The sequence below is a fragment of the Clostridium intestinale DSM 6191 genome (genome assembly GCF_900130055.1).
GTDB lineage: Bacteria > Bacillota > Clostridia > Clostridiales > Clostridiaceae > Clostridium_T > Clostridium_T intestinale.
On the sequence record NZ_FQXU01000006.1, the window covers coordinates 213166 to 232365 of the forward strand.

The following is a 19200-nucleotide window of genomic DNA, read 5'->3' on the forward strand; positions in this document are numbered from 1 at the left end:
AGTGCAACTAAGGGGGAATATGCATGGAAAATAAAAAAATAACGATTATAGATAAAACTTTTGTTGCACTTTATGAGATTTATGGCGACAAGCTTAAAAAATTTAAAAATGAGCTTAGAGAATTATGCAATTATCTTAAATTAATAGGAGGGGACTATATTGAGGTTACCCCAAGGATTTTAGATATTTTACTACCCTTGCCCCAAGGGGTAGAATATATATTAAATGTTGAAAATAGATTAGAAGTGAACCAGTATGACAATGTAAATTTTATAATTTTTAACCTCAATAATATCCCCTCATATATCTTAGAAAAAGTTAACTTTATGATAGAAATAAATATAAATAATGTTAAAGATATAGAAATTTTCTCTAATTTTAAATTAGGGTTAAATGCTAATAATTTTATACGAATAACTGGATTGGATGATTTAATATTATATGACTATAAAAAAGTATTTTACAATTTAAAAGAAATATGGGGAGAGAATATAAATTTAAATCCAAAAAACAATTATGGATGTTCTACTGCAATAGCTATAGAATGGATAAAAATGATGGGGAAAAGTGTGACAACAAGCTTTGGTGGTATAGGTGGATATTGTGCATTAGAGGAACTTCTAGCTTCTAAAAACTTCATACTAAATCAACAAAATGATGAAGATTTATCAGTACTTCCTAAAATGGCAAGCTTAATTGAAAAAATAACAGGGAATGCGACACCAAGTAATAAACCTATCATAGGTAAAAATATATTTGAATTTGAATCTGGAATACATGCAGATGGAATATTTAAAAATCCAGAAATATACGAACCTTTTGACCCAACCAAAGTTGGAATAAAAAGAAGGTTAGTAATAGGAAAACATTCAGGAAAAATGGCAATAAAAAAGAAGTTGAGAGAATTGGGACTTCCGATTGAAGAAGATAGATTAGGAACAATGTTAGATAAGATTAGAGAATTAAGCACAAGAAGAGGAAGAGGCTTAAATGATAAAGAGGTATCAGATATATATAATAGTATAAAATGATTTAGGAGGTATTTCATGAATAATAATATATTTATAGTAGATACAACCTTAAGAGATGGAGAGCAAAGTCCTGATATAGCATTTTCATTAAAGAAGAAAATAGCTATAGCAAAGATCATGGATAATAACAAAATATATCAAATAGAGGCAGGAATACCTGCTATGGGTGAAATAGAAAAAAGATGCATATATAAAATCATGGAGCAGAAGAAAAATTCATTGATATCTGTATGGAATAGGTTGAATAAACAAGATTTGATAGATTCTATAGATTGTAATCCAGATATTATTCATATAAGTATACCAGTATCAGATATACAGATTTACTCTAAACTTAAAAAAGATAGAAAATGGGTTGTAAATAAGATGAGAGAATGTGTTAATTTCGTTAAAGACAAGGATTATGAAGTAACAGTAGGATTTGAAGATGCATCAAGAGCAGATATAAATTTTATAATACACATGGCTAAAATATTAAAAGACTTAGGAGTAAATAGAATAAGATATGCAGACACTGTAGGAATACTTATACCATCTACTACAAGAACAGCCATTACTAATATATTAGAAAATGTACCTATAGATATAGAAATGCATGCACATAATGATTTTGGAATGGCACTTGCAAACTCAATTGAAGCAGCTAAAAGCGGAGCAAGATTTGTAGATTGCACTATGAATGGAATAGGGGAAAGAGCTGGTAACTGCAATTTACAAGAATTTATTAGAGTTTCATCTAGGCTTTTTAACATTAATGATGGAGCTTTGAAAAACTCAATATAAAAATAAAATTAGTATTTTAAGTATATATAGTGTGCTTTATAAAAAAACTAACTATTGTTCAATTTAATTGTAATATAGTTAGTTTTTTTATGGACTTATTTAATTATGTCACTTATTACAAAAGGATTTTTAGTTTTGTCACTAATACATTATGACTAGGATAGATTAAGTTTAGGTTGAATAAATAGGCAGTGAAAACTAAAATATATAGTATAAAAGGCTGGATTTACGAAGAAAACTAGATTCGTCGTATGAATTTAAGAGAGAGGTGTTTATGGAATAATGGGCATTACTTTAAGAGAGAAAGATATAATTATGTCCATAATTGAATCTGATAAAGATAATCCAATAACAATAAACGCTATAGCAGAGAAAATAGATGTAAGCTCAAGAACTGTTTTAAGAACCATACCTTATATAGAGAAATTTTTAAAAGCAAATGGATTTAATTTTGTAAGAAAACCTGGAGTTGGATTAATATTAAAGGAAACTCAAGAAGGGAAAAAAAGGCTATTAGAATTAGTAAATAATCAATTCTTAATAGAGGATTACTCGCCTAAACAAAGAGGATTATTTATATTATGTGAGTTGCTTTTATCAAAGGAGCCTATCAAGCTTTATTATTTTACTTCTGTATTAAATGTATCAGAAGGAACTTTAAGTAATGATTTAGATAAGCTAGAAGGTTGGATAAAAGAAAGAGATTTAAAATTAGTACGTAAGCCAGGACTCGGGATATATATAGAAGGAGAAGAAGACAAGACAAGGCAGGCAATAACTTCTATGGTTTATGAATTTGTAGATGAAGAACAAATTATAAACATAATAAAAGAAAAAATATCTTTAGATAAAAAAGATAAAAATAAGTTGGAATTAGATATAAAAAATAGACTGCTAAGTCTTATAGAAAAAGACACTATTAAAACTATAGAGAAATACGTTTCTCAATTAGAGGGTGAAGAAGAATTACATCTAGCAGATAGTGCATATATAGCGCTTATAGTACATTTATCTCTAGCAATACAGAGAATAAAAAATGAAGAGAAAATTGATTTTAATGAAGAAGCTCTAAATGAACTTAGAAACTTACCAGAATTTGATATAGCTAGAAAGTTATCTAAAAAGCTTTCCGAAGCTTTTAATGTTAGTATACCAGATGGAGAAATAGGTTATATAACAATGCATCTTAAAGGTGCAAAACTAGATATGGTAACTTCAAAGGAAGACTATAAAAATATTACTCAATTTCATTTATCTAAATTAGCTATGGAGATAATAAAAACAGCAGAAATTGAAACTTCCTATCCCCTAACAAAGGATAAAAAGCTAGAACAGGATTTAGTGAATCATTTAGGACCAGCTGTAAGCAGGCTAAAAATGAATTTGGTTATAAGAAATCCGCTGTTAGACAGAATAAAAGAAGACTATAAAGATATATATAATGTCAGCAAAAGATGTTGTATGGTATTAAAGAATATAGGAAAAGGAACTATACCAGAATCAGAAATTGCCTATATAGCTATGCATATAGCAGCAGCTATAGAAAGGATAAAAAATAATCTAGCAAAACCAAGAATAATAGTAGCATGTGGAAGTGGTATAGGAACATCTAGACTATTATCAGCAAAACTTTTAATACTTTTTCCTAATATTGATATAGTTGATACTGTTTCTGCATTTACTATAAATGATAAAATGTTAATGGAAAAAGATATAGATTTAATTATATCCACAATAAACTTAGATGTTAAATTTCCAAGTATTATTGTAAGTCCTATGTTAACTGATAAAGACAAAGAGAAGATAAATAAGTTTTTGAATATGCCAGTAAATAGGTATAGGATTTCTGGAAATGAAAAAGGAGCAACAGTAAATAAAGAGCAGAAGTATGAGGATATATTAACTCTGACAAGTTATGGAAACGCAATAAAATCCTTATTAGATAGCTTTGAAGTTTATGAAGATAATGAAATAACCACAAAAGAAGAATTAATAGAAAAAACATCAATATTGTTTTCAAAAGATAATAATGAAAAGGCTCTTATAAAAGAAGGATTATTATATAGAGAAAAATTAGGATCAACATTTATAGAGGAACTTGGGATAAGTTTGTTACATTGTACCTTAGATTCATTCCAAGGAGTAAAATTTGGATTAATAAGACCGAAAAAAGAAGTAGGAGATTTTCCAAATTTAAAAGTTGTTGTTGTAATAATAGTACCTAAGAAAAATAATACTATATTATTAAAAACAGTTAGTGAAATAAGTGAAGCTATCATTCAAGATGAAAATTTAGTAAAAGATTTTATTGTTAAAGATAAAGAACAGCTAATGAATTATTTAGAAAATTTATATACTAAGTTTTATTTTAAAATTGTTCAAAAAATTACAGATAAAAAAAGTTTATAATATCATTAATATAGAAATTAAAAAAAGAAAAAAGAGGTGCAAATAAATGTTCAATTTTTTTAAGAAAAATAAAAAAGAAGAAGTTGCAGTAGAAAATGAGAGTGATATATTAAGAAAAGCTAATATAAGATTAGGTTTAGAGTCAGTTGGTAAAGTTGAAGCTATAGAAATGGCAGGAAGATTATTAGTTGAATCTGGATATGTTGAAGAAGAATATATTCAAGCTATGAAAGAAAGAGAAGAAGTTGTAACAACTTATATAGGCATGGGGGTTGCTATACCTCATGGAATAGGTGAGGCTAAGAAAAATATAAAAAAATCAGGAATAGTAGTATTACAATTCCCTAATGGAATACAATTTGATGATGAAAAAGCATATTTAGTTATAGGTATAGCTGGAATAGGTGATGAACACATAAAAATACTTTCAAACATAGCAGTAGTATTAGAAGATGAAGAAATAACAAAAGAGTTATATACAACTGGAGATAAAGACAAAATATACAAACTTTTTGCTAGTGCAGTATAAAATAATAGGAGGAAGAGATATGAAGGCTATACAAATAGGAGCAGGAAATATAGGAAGAGGATTTATAGGTGAACTTTTAGCTCACTCTGGTTTTGAGGTTACTTTCGTAGATGCTAACAATACCGTTGTTGAGTTAATAAATGAACTTAAAAAGTATACGGTTCATGTATTAGATAACGAAAAAAGAGATGAAAAAGTTGAAAATGTTTCAGCTTTAAATATAAACGATGAAAAATTAATGAATGCTATACTTGAAGCAGATATAATGACTACAGCAGTAGGGGTAAATATATTAAGCAAAATAGCAGAAACTTTAGCAAAAGGAATAAAAAATAGATTAGCTAAAGGGGTAGAAAAGAACTTAAACATAATAGCTTGTGAGAATGCAGTAGGAGCATCAGAAGTTTTAAAAGAAGAAATATTTAAATATTTAACAGAAGAAGAAAAGGAAACTGTGGATAAATACGTAGGTTTCCCTAATAGCTCTGTTGATAGAATTGTTCCTCCAGTAAGTGAGAAAATGGAGAATCCACTTGATGTAGTAGTTGAAAACTACTATGAATGGAATGTAGACAGAAACGGATTTAGAGGAGAAATTCCAGAAATAAGTGGAATGAACTTAACTGGAAATCTTATAGCATATGTAGAAAGAAAGTTATTTACATTAAATACAGGGCACGCAATAACTGCCTATTTAGGTAATTTAAAAGGTTATAAAACTATAGAAGAAAGCATAAATGACAATGATATCTATGAAGTTGTATACCACGCTATGGTAGAAAGCGGAGATGGATTAGTAAAGAAATATGATTTTGACAGAGATGCTCACTTAAAGTATATAGATAAGATAATAGCTAGATTTAAAAATCCATATCTTCAAGATGATATAAAAAGAGTAGGAAGAGAACCTATCAGAAAGTTAAGTAAAGGTGATAGACTTGTTAAACCTCTATTAAACTCTATGTCATATGGTATAAGTACAGAAAATTTACTACTAGGAGTAGGTGCTGTATTATATTACAATAACCCAGAAGATCCTCAAAGCTTAAAATTACAAGAGCTAATAAAAGAAAAAGGAATCAAAGGAGCTGTTCAAGAAGTTTCTGAGATATCAGATGAAAACATACTTATAAGTATAGAAAGTAAGTATGAACAAGTTAGAGAATTATTTAAATAATGTCATGTATGTATATAAAAATAGTTAGCAATTTTATTGCTAACTATTTCCATTATAATAACATTTATTTTTGAGAAACATATAAGTTGAATGGCTGAAATCTATAGAGTAGATAGAGACTCCAAAAAAACTATATGGCTACAACTCAGTAAAATCAATGGTTTAGAAGTGTCACTATCTAGATAAAAAGATATAAAAATTTGTCACTAACCCTTGGTGACAATGTAGCAGTATCTATAGATTGAAATCATACTACCTGTAAACGTATAATGAAAGTATCAAAAGGAGGTAATAAAAAATGAGTCAAAATGGTGGATTTAAAAACAAAGTTCAAGTATTCGGTAAATTCCTTAGTGGAATGGTACTTCCAAACATCGGTGCTTTTATAGCATGGGGACTTATAACAGCTTTATTTATACCAACAGGTTGGATACCAAATGATTATTTTGCAAAATTAGTTGACCCAATGATAAAATACTTATTACCACTACTAATCGCTTATACTGGCGGTAAAACAGTAGGTGGACAAAGAGGTGGGGTTATCGGAGCTATAGCTACAATGGGAGTTATAGTTGGAGCTGATATGCCAATGTTCCTAGGCGCAATGCTAATGGGACCATTATCAGGATGGGTAATCAAAAAGTTTGACAAAGCAGTAGATGGAAAAATACCTGCTGGATTCGAAATGCTAGTAAACAATTTCTCAATCGGTATTTTAGGTATGATTTTAGCAATGCTAGCATACACAGGTATAGGTCCAGTTGTAGTAGCAATAACTACTATACTACAAGGCGGAGTTGAAGCTATGGTAAATGCAAATCTTTTACCACTAGTATCAATATTCATAGAACCAGGTAAGATATTATTCTTAAACAATGCAATTAACCACGGTATACTTAGTCCATTAGCAGTAGAACAAGTTAAAGAAGTTGGTAAATCAGTATTCTTCTTACTAGAAGCTAACCCAGGTCCAGGACTTGGAATATTACTTGCATACTTTGTATTTGGAAAAGGATCTATAAAAGATTCAACTCCAGGAGCAATAATCATACATTTCCTAGGCGGAATTCACGAAATATATTTCCCATATGTATTAATGAACCCAGCATTAGTATTAGCAGTAATAGCTGGTGGAGCTAGTGGAGTATTCACATTCTCGGTATTAGGTGCAGGACTTGTTGCAAGCCCATCACCAGGAAGTATATTAGCTATAATGGCATTAGCACCTAAAGGATCATTCTTATCAGTAATTGCAGGTGTTGCTGTTTCAACAGTAGTTTCATTCTTAGTAGCTTCAATATTTGTTAAAAATGCAAAGGTACAAGATGAAGAAGATTTAGAATCAGCTAAAGAAGCTGTACAAAGCTTAAAAGTTAAAAAGACTGGAAAAGTAAATAAAATAGTATTTGCATGTGATGCTGGAATGGGATCAAGTGCAATGGGAGCTTCAAAAATAAGAAGCAAAGTTCAAAAATTAGGTTTAGATATAGAAGTAACTCATTCATCAGTTGATGAAATACCAGGAGATGCTGATATAGTTGTAACTCAAGAAAATTTAGCAGACAGAGCAAAAAAGAGCTGCCCAAGTGCTGAATTAGTAACAATTAAAAATTTCATGTCAGATCCTAAGTTAGATGCTTTAATAGAGTCTTTAAAATAATATAAACTTAATAACTGAGCTACCTAGTAGATAGAAATTAAATTTCTCTACTGGGTAGTTTTTTTGTATTTAAATTAATCATTTAAGGTTTGTTTAAGTTATGCACAATAAAATAAACCTATGAAATGGAGGAATTAAATATGAATAGAAAATCAATATATAGTAAGTTAATAGCAGCACTTTTGTGTACAAGTTTTTTATATTCATGTACTAGAGGTGCAACAACAAATACAGACACTTCAAGTAATACGACAACAGAGCAAACAATAGCAGCAATAATAGGTGATAAGAGTATAAGCACAGTAATAAGTGAATTAGTTAGTTACGATGAGGAAGATAGTTATATAGATTGGAAAAATGAAAGTCCTAATTACATTAAATTAAATGGAGCATCAGCTACAGTAGAGGGAGATGGGGTGGAAGTTAAGGATAGCACAATAACCATAACGAAAGCAGGTATTTATGTATTAAGTGGAACCTTAACGGATGGTCAAATACTAATCGATAATGAGGATAAAGGTATAGTTAGATTAGTACTAAATGGAGTGGATATAAGCAACGGTGATAATCCTGCAATATACTCTAAAAAGGCAGGAAAAACAATAATATCCATTGAAGAAGGCACAGTAAATACATTAACGGATGGAAAAGAATATTCATTAGAAGATTCAGAGGAGGAGCCAGATGCAGCTTTATTCAGCAAAAATGATCTTACTATAAATGGGTCAGGAAAATTGATTGTAAATGGTAATTACAGTAAAGGGATAAAGACTAAAGATGATTTAAAAATAACTGGAGGAGATATAGAAGTAAAATCTGTTGATAATGGTATAGTTGGAAGAGATTTAGTTGCAGTCAATTCTGGAAACATTACTATAAATGCAGGAGGAGATGGTATTAAATCTACAAATGATGCAGATACAACGAAAGGTTTTATAGCAATTGAAGGTGGAAAATTCAACATAGAGGCAGAGCAAGATGGAATACAAGCAGAAACTTATTTGCTTATAGAAGATGGTGAATTTAATATTACTGCTGGCGGAGGAAGTGAAAATGCACCTGCCAAAACCAATAATGATATGGGAGGACCCGGAGGATTTGGAGGACAACAAGGTGGAAATACGAATACACAGCAAACATCTGAATCAAGTAGTACAGATGATATCACAAGTACCAAAGGTCTAAAAGCATCAGGAGAGATAGGAATAGCTGGAGGAACATTAAACATAAATTCTGCTGATGATTCGGTACACACAAATAATAGCATAGTAATAAATGGAGGCACCTTATCATTATCAGCTGGAGATGATGGAGTGCATGCTGATAATACTTTAGTTATTAACGATGGTAAAATAGATATATCAAAAAGTTATGAAGGGCTTGAGGGTTCAGTAATAACTATAAATGGAGGAGATATAAACATAGTTGCAAGTGATGATGGAATAAACGCAGCTGGAGGAGATGATGAATCAGCTCAAAATAATGCACCAGGACAGGAGAATAAAAATAATCAATTGGTTATAAATGGTGGTTATATTATGGTTGATGCATCTGGAGATGGATTAGACTCAAACGGATATATTTATATGACAAATGGAACTGTGATCGTTAGTGGACCTACAAACGATGGAAATGGAGCCTTGGACTATGATGGAAGCTTTGAGATGACAGGTGGATTATTAGTAGCTTATGGAAGTTCAGGAATGGCACAAGCAACATCAGACAGCTCAACACAAAACACAATTAGCATGATTTATACTAGTAAACAACAAGCTGGAACAATAGTGCATTTAGAAGATAGTGAAGGAAATGATATTATAACTATAGCACCTAATAAGGATTATCAATCTATAGTTATAAGTTCACCAGAAATACAAAAAGATAAAACTTATACATTATATTCGGGCGGATCATCAACAGGAACAGCAAAAAATGGACTTTACACTAACGGAAAATATACTAATGGAACAAAAGTAGTTGATTTTTCCATATCTAACTCAGTAACTTGGTTATCAGAATCAGGGGTAACAGAAGCTAGAACTAACCAAATGGGCCCAGGAGGAGGTCAACAAGGAGGAATGAAAGGTCAAGGTGGTAAAGGAGGAATGCAAGGAGCACCAACTGATGGGCAACAACCTCTAAGCGATGGAAATGGAACTCAAAATGGTGAGAGACCAACAGAGGGGCAAACATCAACTGATGGACAGCAAGCTCCAACAAAACAATAAATTTATTAGTAAAAAACTATAGCACATTTAGCTATAGTTTTTTATTATGTTTAATTATTTCTACTTTTTGGAAAGTTATGTATAATTAATATAAATAAATTATACATAATTAAGGAGATGATGATATGAGAAAGGTTACTATAGGTTGTATTTTTTTGTGTTTTTTATTTTTAGTAGGGTGTAGTAATAAAAATGATGAGAATACTTCGGCAATAAATACACCAGATAAAATTATAGTTTATAAAGACGGAAATCAAGAAGAGATAGAAAAAAGTAACCATAATTTTAATAAAATAGCTGAGTTAACTAATGATAGAATTGATAAGAAAAATATATCGGTAGTTAAAGATGGAGTAGATATAGATAAATTTGTTAAAGAAAGTATGAAAAATAATTTGGGAATAGAGTTTGTATATGATGAGGAGCAGAAGATGGACATAAGAAATAAGGAAGGCTTCCAACCCATTAATTATTATAGACTATACTTTAATCTAAAATCTGATAAAGCTTATGAAAGCGAATGTTTTCAATATGGAGATAAAGGTGGCTATGTTGATTCATCAAGAGGGCCATTAAAACCCTCTAAAGATATTTTAAATATTGTAGAATAGGTAATATGAAAAAGCCGTTATATTAGCAATTAAGTTATAGCTAGTATAAAGGCTTTTATTACTTATTTTTAGGTAATTCGATAGTAAAAGTAGTTTCTTTATCTACAATACTTTTTACAGATATTTTTCCGTTATGTTGTTCGACTATGGCTTTGGCTATAGATAGTCCTAGCCCATATCCGCCACTATCTCTCGCACGAGATTTATCAGTACGATAAAATCTATTAAAGATTTTGGAGATATGTTCTTCTGGAATTCCTTTTCCTGTGTTAGTTACAGATAAATTGATTTTATTATGGGCTTTATTTAGAACTAAATTTATTTTACCTTTTTTATCTGTGTATTTAATAGCGTTATCAAGAAAAATCATTATAACTTGTTTTAGCTGCTCTATATTACCGGATACTATTAAGTTAGGTTCAATATCATAATGAAGGGCGATATTATTTTCAAATACGACTCCTTCCATAGTTAAGATAATATGTTCTACGGCTTCACTTAAGTTAAAATCAGAAAAAATCATCTTTACATCTGAATAATCCACTTGAGCTAGGTATAATAAATCACTTGTAAGTTTATTCATTCTTTCAGCTTCAGATTTAATATAGTATAGCCATTTAGATTGATTATGTATTAAGTCATCTTTATTTGAAAGAAGTACGTCAACATTTGTATTTATAACGGTTAGAGGTGTTTTAAGCTCATGGGATGCATCTGCTATAAATTGTTTTTGTTTGTCAAAGGCTTCTTTTATAGGCTGAATTGATCTATTAGCAAAAAATCTGCTAATTAGAAAAATGATTATTAACATAAAGAAGGCTACAATTGTAAATGTATAAATCAAACTTCTGAGAGTATTTTTTTGAAAGGTTATGTCTAAAAAATATAAGTTATAACCACTAGAATTATGGTTTATAACAAAGGCTAAATCAGTATCATCAACTGAAATATATCCTCTATTAACCTTCTTATTTATAGCTGCCTTTTTTGCTGATTCATAAAATTCATCAGAGATACTAAAGCGTGAAAAAGTGCTTAACTTGTTCCAATTACCATCAGTAGTAACTGTGAAGGCATACCTTTCCATAGGACCTTGCCCTTTAGTAAAATCATTTTGGGGGCCATCCATCTGTTTATCATTAGGCATGTCACCATTAATTTTAGGTTTGTTACCTTTATCATCATTTCCGGAAAGCTTATCTAAATCCATATCTATCTGAGTGTAGATATTTTTGTGGGTTATTGCGTAAATAGAAGTAAAGGAAATAAGAAGCATTACAGAAATAATTACTAGGTTGAGAATTAGAAATCTATTTCTAAGCTTTTTAAACATTTATTTTTTAACCTCCAAGATATAACCAGCCCCACGTATGGTTTTAATCTCAACATCCCCATCTAAAAACAAAAGTTTTTTCCTTAAAAAAGATATATAAACTTCTACATGATTATGCTCAACCTCAGAATCAAAGCCCCATATCTTTTCTATTATTAACTCTTTAGAGGTAACAGCATTTTTGCGTATAATAAGCAGTTCTAAGAGTTCACTTTCCTTTAATATAAGCTTAATTTCTTTATCACCCATAGATAGCTTTAAGGTAGCTGGATTTAGCTCCATAGAGCCTATTTTTAGGGTGTTATCTGTTATAACTTCACTTTTCCGTCTTGAAAGAGCACGTATTCTAGCTAATAACTCTTCAGTTGCAAATGGTTTAGCGAGATAATCATCTGCACCAGTATCTAGCCCTTTAACTTTATCAGAGATATCTCCTTTTGCAGTTAAAAGTATAATTGGAGTAGCTATTTCCTCCTTTCGTAAATGCTTTAGAATTGTTAATCCATCCATTTTAGGAAGCATTATATCTAATAGTATAATATCGTAAATACCACTTAAGGCATTATCTAATCCATCTTCACCATCATGAACTACATCTACAGTATAATTATTTTTCTTTAATATTTGAGATAAAGCCTCTGATAAATGAATCTCATCTTCCACTACTAAAATCCTCATAATATTCCTCCTGTTAAAGTAGTTTTTATCCTAATTATATCATAGCTAAGCTTAAATGAAGCTTAAAGGGGGAAAGGATAGACATTAGCTTAAAAAACTCTTTAAGGTTGGTTTAAGGTTAAAAAAGTAAACTTTAAACATAGATTATTAAGTTCTTGTTAACAAAAATTAATGAAATAGTATAAGGAGTGAGTTGTATGGCTATAGAAGTGTTTAATAGATACGAGAACAAATTTCAAATGAATAAGGAATTATATATGGACTTTAAGAGGGAATTACTAAAACGTATGAAAATGGATGAATTTAATCAGAATGATGAGTTCTATAAAATATCAAATCTTTATTATGATACAAAGGACGACCTATTAATAAGAAGATCCTTATATAAACCTAAATATAAGGAAAAAGTTAGACTAAGATCTTATGGAGTACCTGAAGAAAATGACAAAGTATATTTAGAGGTTAAGAAAAAGTTTAAAGGTATAGTTAATAAAAGGAGAACAACCTTGAAGCTAGATGAAGCCTATGAATTTTTAGATACAGGTATTAAGCCAGAGTATAAGGAATATATGAACAAGCAGGTGTTAAAGGAACTATCTTATATATTGAAGATATATGATTTAGAACCAAAGGTTTATATAGCTTATGACAGGATAGCTTATTTTGAGAAAGAAAATCGTGAGTTTAGAGTAACTTTTGATACTAATATAAGAACCAGAAGATATGATTTAAAACTTGAGTATGGTGATTATGGAAATAATTTAGTGGAAGATGATTTATGGCTTATGGAAGTAAAAGCAGAAAACACTGTGCCATTATGGTTTTCAAAATTACTTTCTGAATATAAATTGTATAGCTCAAGTTTTTCAAAATACGGTAATGAATATAAAAATATGATAAAAAATAGTATGGATGCGAAAGGGGAACTTAACATATGCTTGAATCAATATTCAGCTCAACAACCACAACAACTGATTCCACAATATCTTTAGTAACTGCATTATTAATAATAGGGGCGTCATTTATCCTAGGAGGAGTAATTAGCACTACCTATATGAAAACAAGCAGTAAAAAATTATACTCACAAAACTTTGCACTAACCATGGTACTTTTGCCAGCTGTAGTTGCCATAATAATATTATTGATAGGAAGTAATGTTGCTAGAGCCTTTAGTTTAGCAGGAGCATTTTCAATAATAAGATTTAGAAGTGCCCCAGGAGACCCAAAAGATATATCATATGTGTTATTTGCTATGGCAGCAGGATTAGCTACAGGAGCGGGCTTTATAGGTTATGCAATATTATTTACAGCGATCCTTTGTGCACTTATGTTTATATTAAGTTTAATAAACTTTGGGAATAAAAATGTATCAGAAAAGTTATTAAAAATATCTATTCCGGAAGATTTAGACTACGAAGGTGCTTTTGATGATGTATTTGAGAAATTCACAACAGGATATGAGCTTAAAAAAGTTAAAACAACTAATTTAGGAAGTTTATTTGAACTGGTTTATACCGTGACAATGGATAAAACAGTAAGTCAAAAGAAATTTTTAGACGAGCTACGTTGTAGAAATGGAAACCTAAATATAGCTTTACTTATGGCTCCAGAAACAGCAGAATATTAAGAAAAATATTGAATTTATCCTATTCAGAATAAAATTAACAGAATGTTAACAATTAAACATGGCAGTTTTAGGCTATAATATCAATGTTATGGAAATGCGCGTTTTCATAGCCAAGTTAGATAAAATAAGAATCTAATGGCAACTGATTCAATTTACTTGCACCGAAAGGTGCTCTTTTTTTGTAGTTTTTTAAGAAAAATTAGTGAAAAATATCATATTTATATAAACAACTAATTAGTGTGCGAACTATATTTATGTACAAGCAATTTGTAGAAAATAATTTTTGTAAATGTTGCGAGCATTTTCCATAGCAAATACATCTAATAAGTGTAACCTTAGCTAAGGAATGATAGAAATAGGGGGAGAGAGGATGCAGGTAATACCTTTCATAAAAATTAAAGCTAAAAAAGAGTCAGTAATTACTTCGATAAAGAATGGTGATAAAGAAGCTTTTACCTTTTTAATAAAAGAGCATGAGAAAACCCTTTATAGAGTTGCTAGAGGAATACTATCTTCAAAAGAAGATGTTGAAGATGCTATTCAAAATACAATAATAAAAGCTTATGAAAATATATCCTCCCTTAAAAAAGAAGAATATTTTAAAACTTGGTTTATAAGAATTTTGATTAACGAAAGTAACTCTATAATAAGGAAAAATAGGAAGTTGATTTCAATAGAAAATATAGAAAATGAAAAAACACATTTAGATAACTATGAGAACCTAGACTTAAGCAAAGCTATAGATTCATTAAATGAGGATTTAAAAATGGTAACACTACTGTTTTATTATGAAGATATAGCACAAAAGGATATAGCTAAGATATTGAAAATTCCTGAAGGGACAGTAAGATCCAGACTTACAAGAGCGAGAAAAGAACTTTATGAGATAGTAAAGGATAGGTAAGGAGGAATTAGTGATGAATGAAAATTACATGGATGAAATCATAAAAAGAGAGCTTAAAAAAGAAACTATAAAAGTTCCAGAAGACATAAAATCAAAGATTAATGATACTTTAGTAAACCTAAATACAAGAAAAAAGAAAAAAACTAAACTGAAAATAGCCCTATCAGTAGCTGCTATATTTGTAGCATTTCTAACCCTTGGAATAACAATGCCAGCCTACGCAAAAAATATACCTATAATAGGTTCTATATTTAAACTTTTAGATAATGGGGTTTACGAAGAGTATGATAAATATTCTTCTGATATAAATGTTACTAAAGAGAGTAACGGTGTTAAAGTTACAATTTCGAGTATAGTATATGATGGAATAGATTTAAATGTTGCTTATACTGTTGAAAGAGATGAACCGATGAAATCTAATCCACATATCTTAGAAAAGGATTTTTTCATAAATGGTAATCTAACAACTTTTTCTTCGGGTGGAAGTGGAAAGTTTTTAGATGGTAATAAAACTTATATAGGAGTAGAGACTTTTAAGGTGTCTAAAGATGAAGTTCCAAAGGAAGTACAAGATAAAACGCTACTTGGAGGATATGTAGAGATACCGGATGAATTTACTTTAACTCTTAACATAAAAGAGTTTCTTGGAGAGATAAAAGGTGATTGGGGTTTTAATATTCAAGTAGCAAGTGAAAAAGTAAATGGTAAAGTAAAAGAAATAAACGTAGATAAAAACTTAAACAAGTTAGCTACAGATATGAAAGTAAATAAAGTAATTACAACACCTATAAATACGGTAATTTATACGTCCTCAAAAAATGAAGATAATGTAACTGATATAAATTATATAGTTGTAGATGATAAAGGAAGAATGCTTCAAATGAAATCAGGATCTGGTTCAGGAGATGCTGAGAATTATTACTCTTCATATAATTTTAAAGAAAAATATGAGGATAGCAAAAGCTTAACATTTATTCCATTTACTCAAACATACGAAAATAATGTTGAAACACTAAAAACAGACCTTAACATGAATGGTGAGAGTAAAATTAGCATAGAAAACTATGGTGATATGATTATTAATAAGATAGAAGAAACAGAAGAAGGAACAAAAATTTACTATAAGACTAAATATGGATTCTTGGTTAATCCAATTAATATCAAGGATAAAGAAACTGGTAAGAATTATGATAGAATTACATCCTCAAAACAAGAAGACATAGGAGAATATAGTGCTGTATTTGAAAAAATAGATAGCAGAAAAAACTACACAATAGAATGTCAAGATATATCTAAGACAATAAAAATATATGATGATTTAAAATTCACAGTAAATCTAGATTAAAAAACAATGACTCTTTAGAGGCTTAGCTTTAAGGCTTCTAAAGAGTCATTTCTGATCTGTAGGAGAGCTCCTCAGCTTCATCAAAGTCATTTTATCATAATTCATTAAAGAAGGATTAGACTGACGCTTAGAACCGCGTCCACCGAATAGAAGTGCACATTATTGCTGTAGAGGCTTCTTCTCAAGCCTCATTAAAGTCATTCTTGTTAAGATTATGTTTAATAAAGAGTTAAACATCTTGTTGCTGTAGAAGCTGTTTCTCAGGCTTCATTAGATTCATTAAATACTATGTTTAATAAAAAGTTAAAAAGTTAAATGTTTAAACATTTAAAAAGAAAAAAAGAAAAAAAGAAAAACATTTAAAAAGTTAAAAAGACTCTTTTATTCTGATGGGCTTCTCTTAAAGCTCCATCAAATTAATTTTCTCAAGAAAGATACAAAATTAGAAATTCAGAGGTTTTTATTGATGGGAAGACGTTTTTAATATATTATTAGTTTGTATACTAACCATATGGAGGATAATATGGATAATAATATAGGTACATTAATTAATAGATCATCAAAACTTTTAAAGAATAAAATAAATATATCCTTAGAAAATTTGGGATTAACAGCAGTTCAGTGGTCTGTTTTGAAGGATATTTATAATATAGAAGAATTAAAGGGAGATATAGAAGAGTTAACCCCTTTAGAAATAGGAAGAAGATTAAATTTAGATAAAGCAACTTTGTCTGGAGTTATTAATAGACTTATAAATAAGGAATGGATAGAAAAAATTAAAAATCCTAAGGATAAAAGAAGTTTTTATTTATTATTAACGCAAAAGGCTTTATATAATATGGAAGAGCTTGAGCAAATAAATAATGAGACTATAAAAAAGGCAGCAGAGGGTTTATCTAGCCAAGAAATAAAGCTACTAGAAAAGTATTTAGAAACTTTTATAAAAAACTTGGATAATGAATAAAAGCCTTTCTTTTGTAGATAATAGAGATGTAATATAAAAGAAGGAGCTGGATTTTATGAATAAACTTGGATGTAGTGCTATGGATTGTGTTAACAATATATCGGGATTATGTTCTGCAAATGTAATATTAGTAACAGGACATGATGCTTCTAGTTCTTCAGGAACTCAGTGTGGTACATTTGCTGAAAAAAGTTTTAAAAATGCTGTTACTAGTGTTGGCAATACTAATTATGTTGGTGAATTAAAACAGATGTTTTCAAATAATAGCGGAATATTAATGTCTCCAGAAGTTAAATGTGAAGCAAGAAAATGTACATATAACAAAAGAGGCGAATGTTCAGCAGATAATTTAGTTATATTTGGGCCAGAGGCTAAAAGCTCTTATGGAACAGCCTGTGAAACCTTTATAGAGGGATAAAATTTTAATATACAATAAAGATAAGGTAAAAGCATATAATGATAAAAGCTTTTACCTTTTTGATTTCATTTAATTAGTTTAACCTCTAAATTCAATGTATTCATCATCTGGACCTTTGAAAACAACTCGTTTCCATCCTTTTTCTTCAGGGGTTCTTGGGCTAGGAATATGTGGTTTAGCCACTATGGGTACACCAGCCACGACTAATTTAGAGTAGTCTTCATCAAAGCTATCACTAATAAGGCAAAAATGTGATCCTGAATTTATTTTATTGTTTGTCCAATGCTCAAGTTCTAAAATTGTGTTCCCTAATTTAAGATAGACAACTTTTTCAATCTCAGGTATGCCAGGGACATCATGTTCGAAGTATTTTTTAAAACCAAAGTTTTTTTCATAAAATTCAATAGACTTTTCTCTATCTTTAACAGAGATTGCTACATGGTCAATGTGAGTAAACATTAATTAATACCTCCTATTAATTATCTTTTGGTAGTTGGATCTTGATTTGTAATACAACCCAATTGGATGAGGATGTATTATTAAATCCATGAGTTTCACCATGCGGTGAAAAAATAATATCTTTTTCCTTTATAGAGATTGGCTCATTATTTATGGTAATGGTACCTTCTCCAGAAATTATATAAAACACCTCATCAATGTCTGAATGCTTATGATCAGGGGTGGTCTGTCCAGGGGTGTAGAGTAAAAGACCTGTATCTAGCTGACCTTCTTTAAATATTCCTTTACGTGCACTTTTATCAGCTACAAAGTCTGTAATGTTATCAATATTAATTTTTTGCATTACTATTTCTCCTTTATATGGTTATAATATCTAATATTCAGCAATCATAATGAACTGATACAAGCGCTTGAATTTATATATTAACTGCTGTAAAATCATCATAGTATAGCAACTTTCTTTTTGCAATAAGGCACTTTTTAGTTAAGTACTTACCAAATGGTATGTATTGAATAAAGATGAGGTGGGGAATAAAATGCCATGTGATAAACATTGTCCAATTGAGCATACAGTTAATTTGATTGGACATAAGTGGAAGGTTTTAATTATTAGAAACCTATTAAATAAAGGGGTTCAAAGATTTTCAGAATTAAGTAAAGGAATTAATGGAATAAGCCAGAAGATGTTAACTCAACAACTTAAACAGTTGGAGTCTGACGGGATAATAGAAAGAAAGGTTTATGCAGAGGTTCCTCCTAGAGTAGAATATTCATTGACTGAGATTGGATACTCATTAAAGCCGATTTTGGATTCTATGAATACATGGGGTGTTTCGCATATAAAGCATAATGATGAAAAGATATAAATGTAATTATAGTAAAATAAGCATTGAATTTTGAATATAATAATGAAAAGGTAAAAGCATATACTAATAAAAAGGCTTTTACCTTTTTTGTTGATTAAGCTGTGAATAAATCTGAAGTAAGTGTGGATAATAGTTGCATGAAAAAATGTTAACTGATATTCTAATATTATCGAATTTA

Annotated in this window: 19 protein-coding genes; 15 read left to right on the plus strand and 4 right to left on the minus strand. The window is 29.8% G+C overall.

Annotation, left to right across the window (positions count from 1 at the left end):
• The first annotated feature begins 23 nt into the window (after positions 1 to 23).
• From BUA92_RS10220 to BUA92_RS10255, 8 genes are all read left to right on the plus strand, one after another.
• The gene (locus BUA92_RS10220; protein ID WP_073019227.1) at positions 24 to 1031 is read left to right on the plus strand and encodes a homocitrate synthase/isopropylmalate synthase family protein; all 1008 of its coding nucleotides are present in this window, start codon (positions 24 to 26) and stop codon (positions 1029 to 1031) included.
• A 15-nt stretch (positions 1032 to 1046) separates the two neighbouring features.
• Positions 1047 to 1814: a beta/alpha barrel domain-containing protein gene (locus BUA92_RS10225; protein ID WP_073019228.1), complete on the plus strand. Its 768-nt coding sequence runs from the start codon at positions 1047 to 1049 to the stop codon at positions 1812 to 1814.
• A gap of 282 nt (positions 1815 to 2096) precedes the next feature.
• A complete protein-coding gene (locus tag BUA92_RS10230; protein ID WP_073019229.1) occupies positions 2097 to 4223 on the plus strand; it encodes a BglG family transcription antiterminator in 2127 nt (708 codons plus the stop codon).
• A gap of 46 nt (positions 4224 to 4269) precedes the next feature.
• Positions 4270 to 4752, plus strand: coding sequence for a PTS mannitol transporter subunit IIA (locus BUA92_RS10235; protein ID WP_073019230.1), 483 nt, complete (start codon positions 4270 to 4272; stop codon positions 4750 to 4752).
• 19 nt (positions 4753 to 4771) lie between these two features.
• Positions 4772 to 5929, plus strand: a complete 1158-nt coding sequence (locus BUA92_RS10240; RefSeq protein ID WP_073019231.1) for a mannitol-1-phosphate 5-dehydrogenase — start codon at positions 4772 to 4774, stop codon at positions 5927 to 5929.
• Positions 5930 to 6227: 298 nt separating this feature from the next.
• Positions 6228 to 7589, plus strand: coding sequence for a PTS mannitol transporter subunit IIBC (locus BUA92_RS10245; RefSeq protein WP_073019232.1), 1362 nt, complete (start codon positions 6228 to 6230; stop codon positions 7587 to 7589).
• Positions 7590 to 7729: 140 nt separating this feature from the next.
• Complete coding sequence (locus tag BUA92_RS10250) at positions 7730 to 9817, plus strand: carbohydrate-binding domain-containing protein (protein WP_073019233.1); 2088 nt, start codon at positions 7730 to 7732, stop codon at positions 9815 to 9817.
• Positions 9818 to 9942: 125 nt separating this feature from the next.
• Positions 9943 to 10428, plus strand: coding sequence for a hypothetical protein (locus BUA92_RS10255; protein WP_073019234.1), 486 nt, complete (start codon positions 9943 to 9945; stop codon positions 10426 to 10428).
• Positions 10429 to 10486: 58 nt separating this feature from the next.
• On the opposite strand, the gene BUA92_RS10260 is transcribed toward BUA92_RS10255, so the two are convergent.
• Entirely contained in the window at positions 10487 to 11761 is a 1275-nt protein-coding gene (locus BUA92_RS10260; RefSeq protein ID WP_073019236.1) for a sensor histidine kinase, read from the minus strand.
• Positions 11762 to 12439 carry a response regulator transcription factor gene (locus tag BUA92_RS10265; protein ID WP_073019238.1) on the minus strand — a complete coding sequence of 226 codons (678 nt, stop codon included), beginning with the start codon at positions 12437 to 12439 and terminating at the stop codon, positions 11762 to 11764.
• A gap of 197 nt (positions 12440 to 12636) precedes the next feature.
• Here BUA92_RS10265 and BUA92_RS10270 point away from each other — a divergent pair, with 197 nt between their 5' ends.
• From BUA92_RS10270 to BUA92_RS10295, 6 genes are all read left to right on the plus strand, one after another.
• On the plus strand, positions 12637 to 13431 hold the full coding sequence (locus BUA92_RS10270) for a polyphosphate polymerase domain-containing protein (protein WP_073019240.1): 795 nt from the start codon (positions 12637 to 12639) through the stop codon (positions 13429 to 13431).
• Positions 13374 to 14066, plus strand: a complete 693-nt coding sequence (locus BUA92_RS10275; RefSeq protein WP_073019242.1) for a DUF4956 domain-containing protein — start codon at positions 13374 to 13376, stop codon at positions 14064 to 14066. The genes BUA92_RS10270 and BUA92_RS10275 overlap by 58 nt, the downstream gene beginning before the upstream one ends.
• A 370-nt stretch (positions 14067 to 14436) precedes the next feature.
• Positions 14437 to 14970 (plus strand): RNA polymerase sigma factor, encoded by a 534-nt coding sequence (locus BUA92_RS10280; protein WP_073019244.1) that lies wholly within the window; start codon positions 14437 to 14439, stop codon positions 14968 to 14970.
• A 13-nt stretch (positions 14971 to 14983) separates the two neighbouring features.
• Positions 14984 to 16315, plus strand: coding sequence for a DUF4179 domain-containing protein (locus BUA92_RS10285; RefSeq protein ID WP_073019247.1), 1332 nt, complete (start codon positions 14984 to 14986; stop codon positions 16313 to 16315).
• Between the two features lie 523 nt (positions 16316 to 16838).
• A complete protein-coding gene (locus BUA92_RS10290; RefSeq protein WP_073019249.1) occupies positions 16839 to 17279 on the plus strand; it encodes a MarR family winged helix-turn-helix transcriptional regulator in 441 nt (146 codons plus the stop codon).
• A 55-nt stretch (positions 17280 to 17334) separates the two neighbouring features.
• Positions 17335 to 17697 (plus strand): DUF1540 domain-containing protein, encoded by a 363-nt coding sequence (locus BUA92_RS10295; protein WP_073019251.1) that lies wholly within the window; start codon positions 17335 to 17337, stop codon positions 17695 to 17697.
• 78 nt (positions 17698 to 17775) lie between these two features.
• Here the strand turns inward: BUA92_RS10295 and BUA92_RS10300 are convergent, their stop codons facing one another.
• Entirely contained in the window at positions 17776 to 18156 is a 381-nt protein-coding gene (locus BUA92_RS10300) for a VOC family protein (protein ID WP_073019253.1), read from the minus strand.
• Positions 18157 to 18172: 16 nt separating this feature from the next.
• Positions 18173 to 18499, minus strand: a complete 327-nt coding sequence (locus tag BUA92_RS10305; protein ID WP_073019255.1) for a cupin domain-containing protein — start codon at positions 18497 to 18499, stop codon at positions 18173 to 18175.
• A 193-nt stretch (positions 18500 to 18692) separates the two neighbouring features.
• On the opposite strand from BUA92_RS10305, the gene BUA92_RS10310 reads away from it, so the two are divergent.
• A complete protein-coding gene (locus tag BUA92_RS10310) occupies positions 18693 to 19022 on the plus strand; it encodes a winged helix-turn-helix transcriptional regulator (RefSeq protein ID WP_073019257.1) in 330 nt (109 codons plus the stop codon).
• The last annotated feature ends 178 nt before the right edge of the window (positions 19023 to 19200 follow it).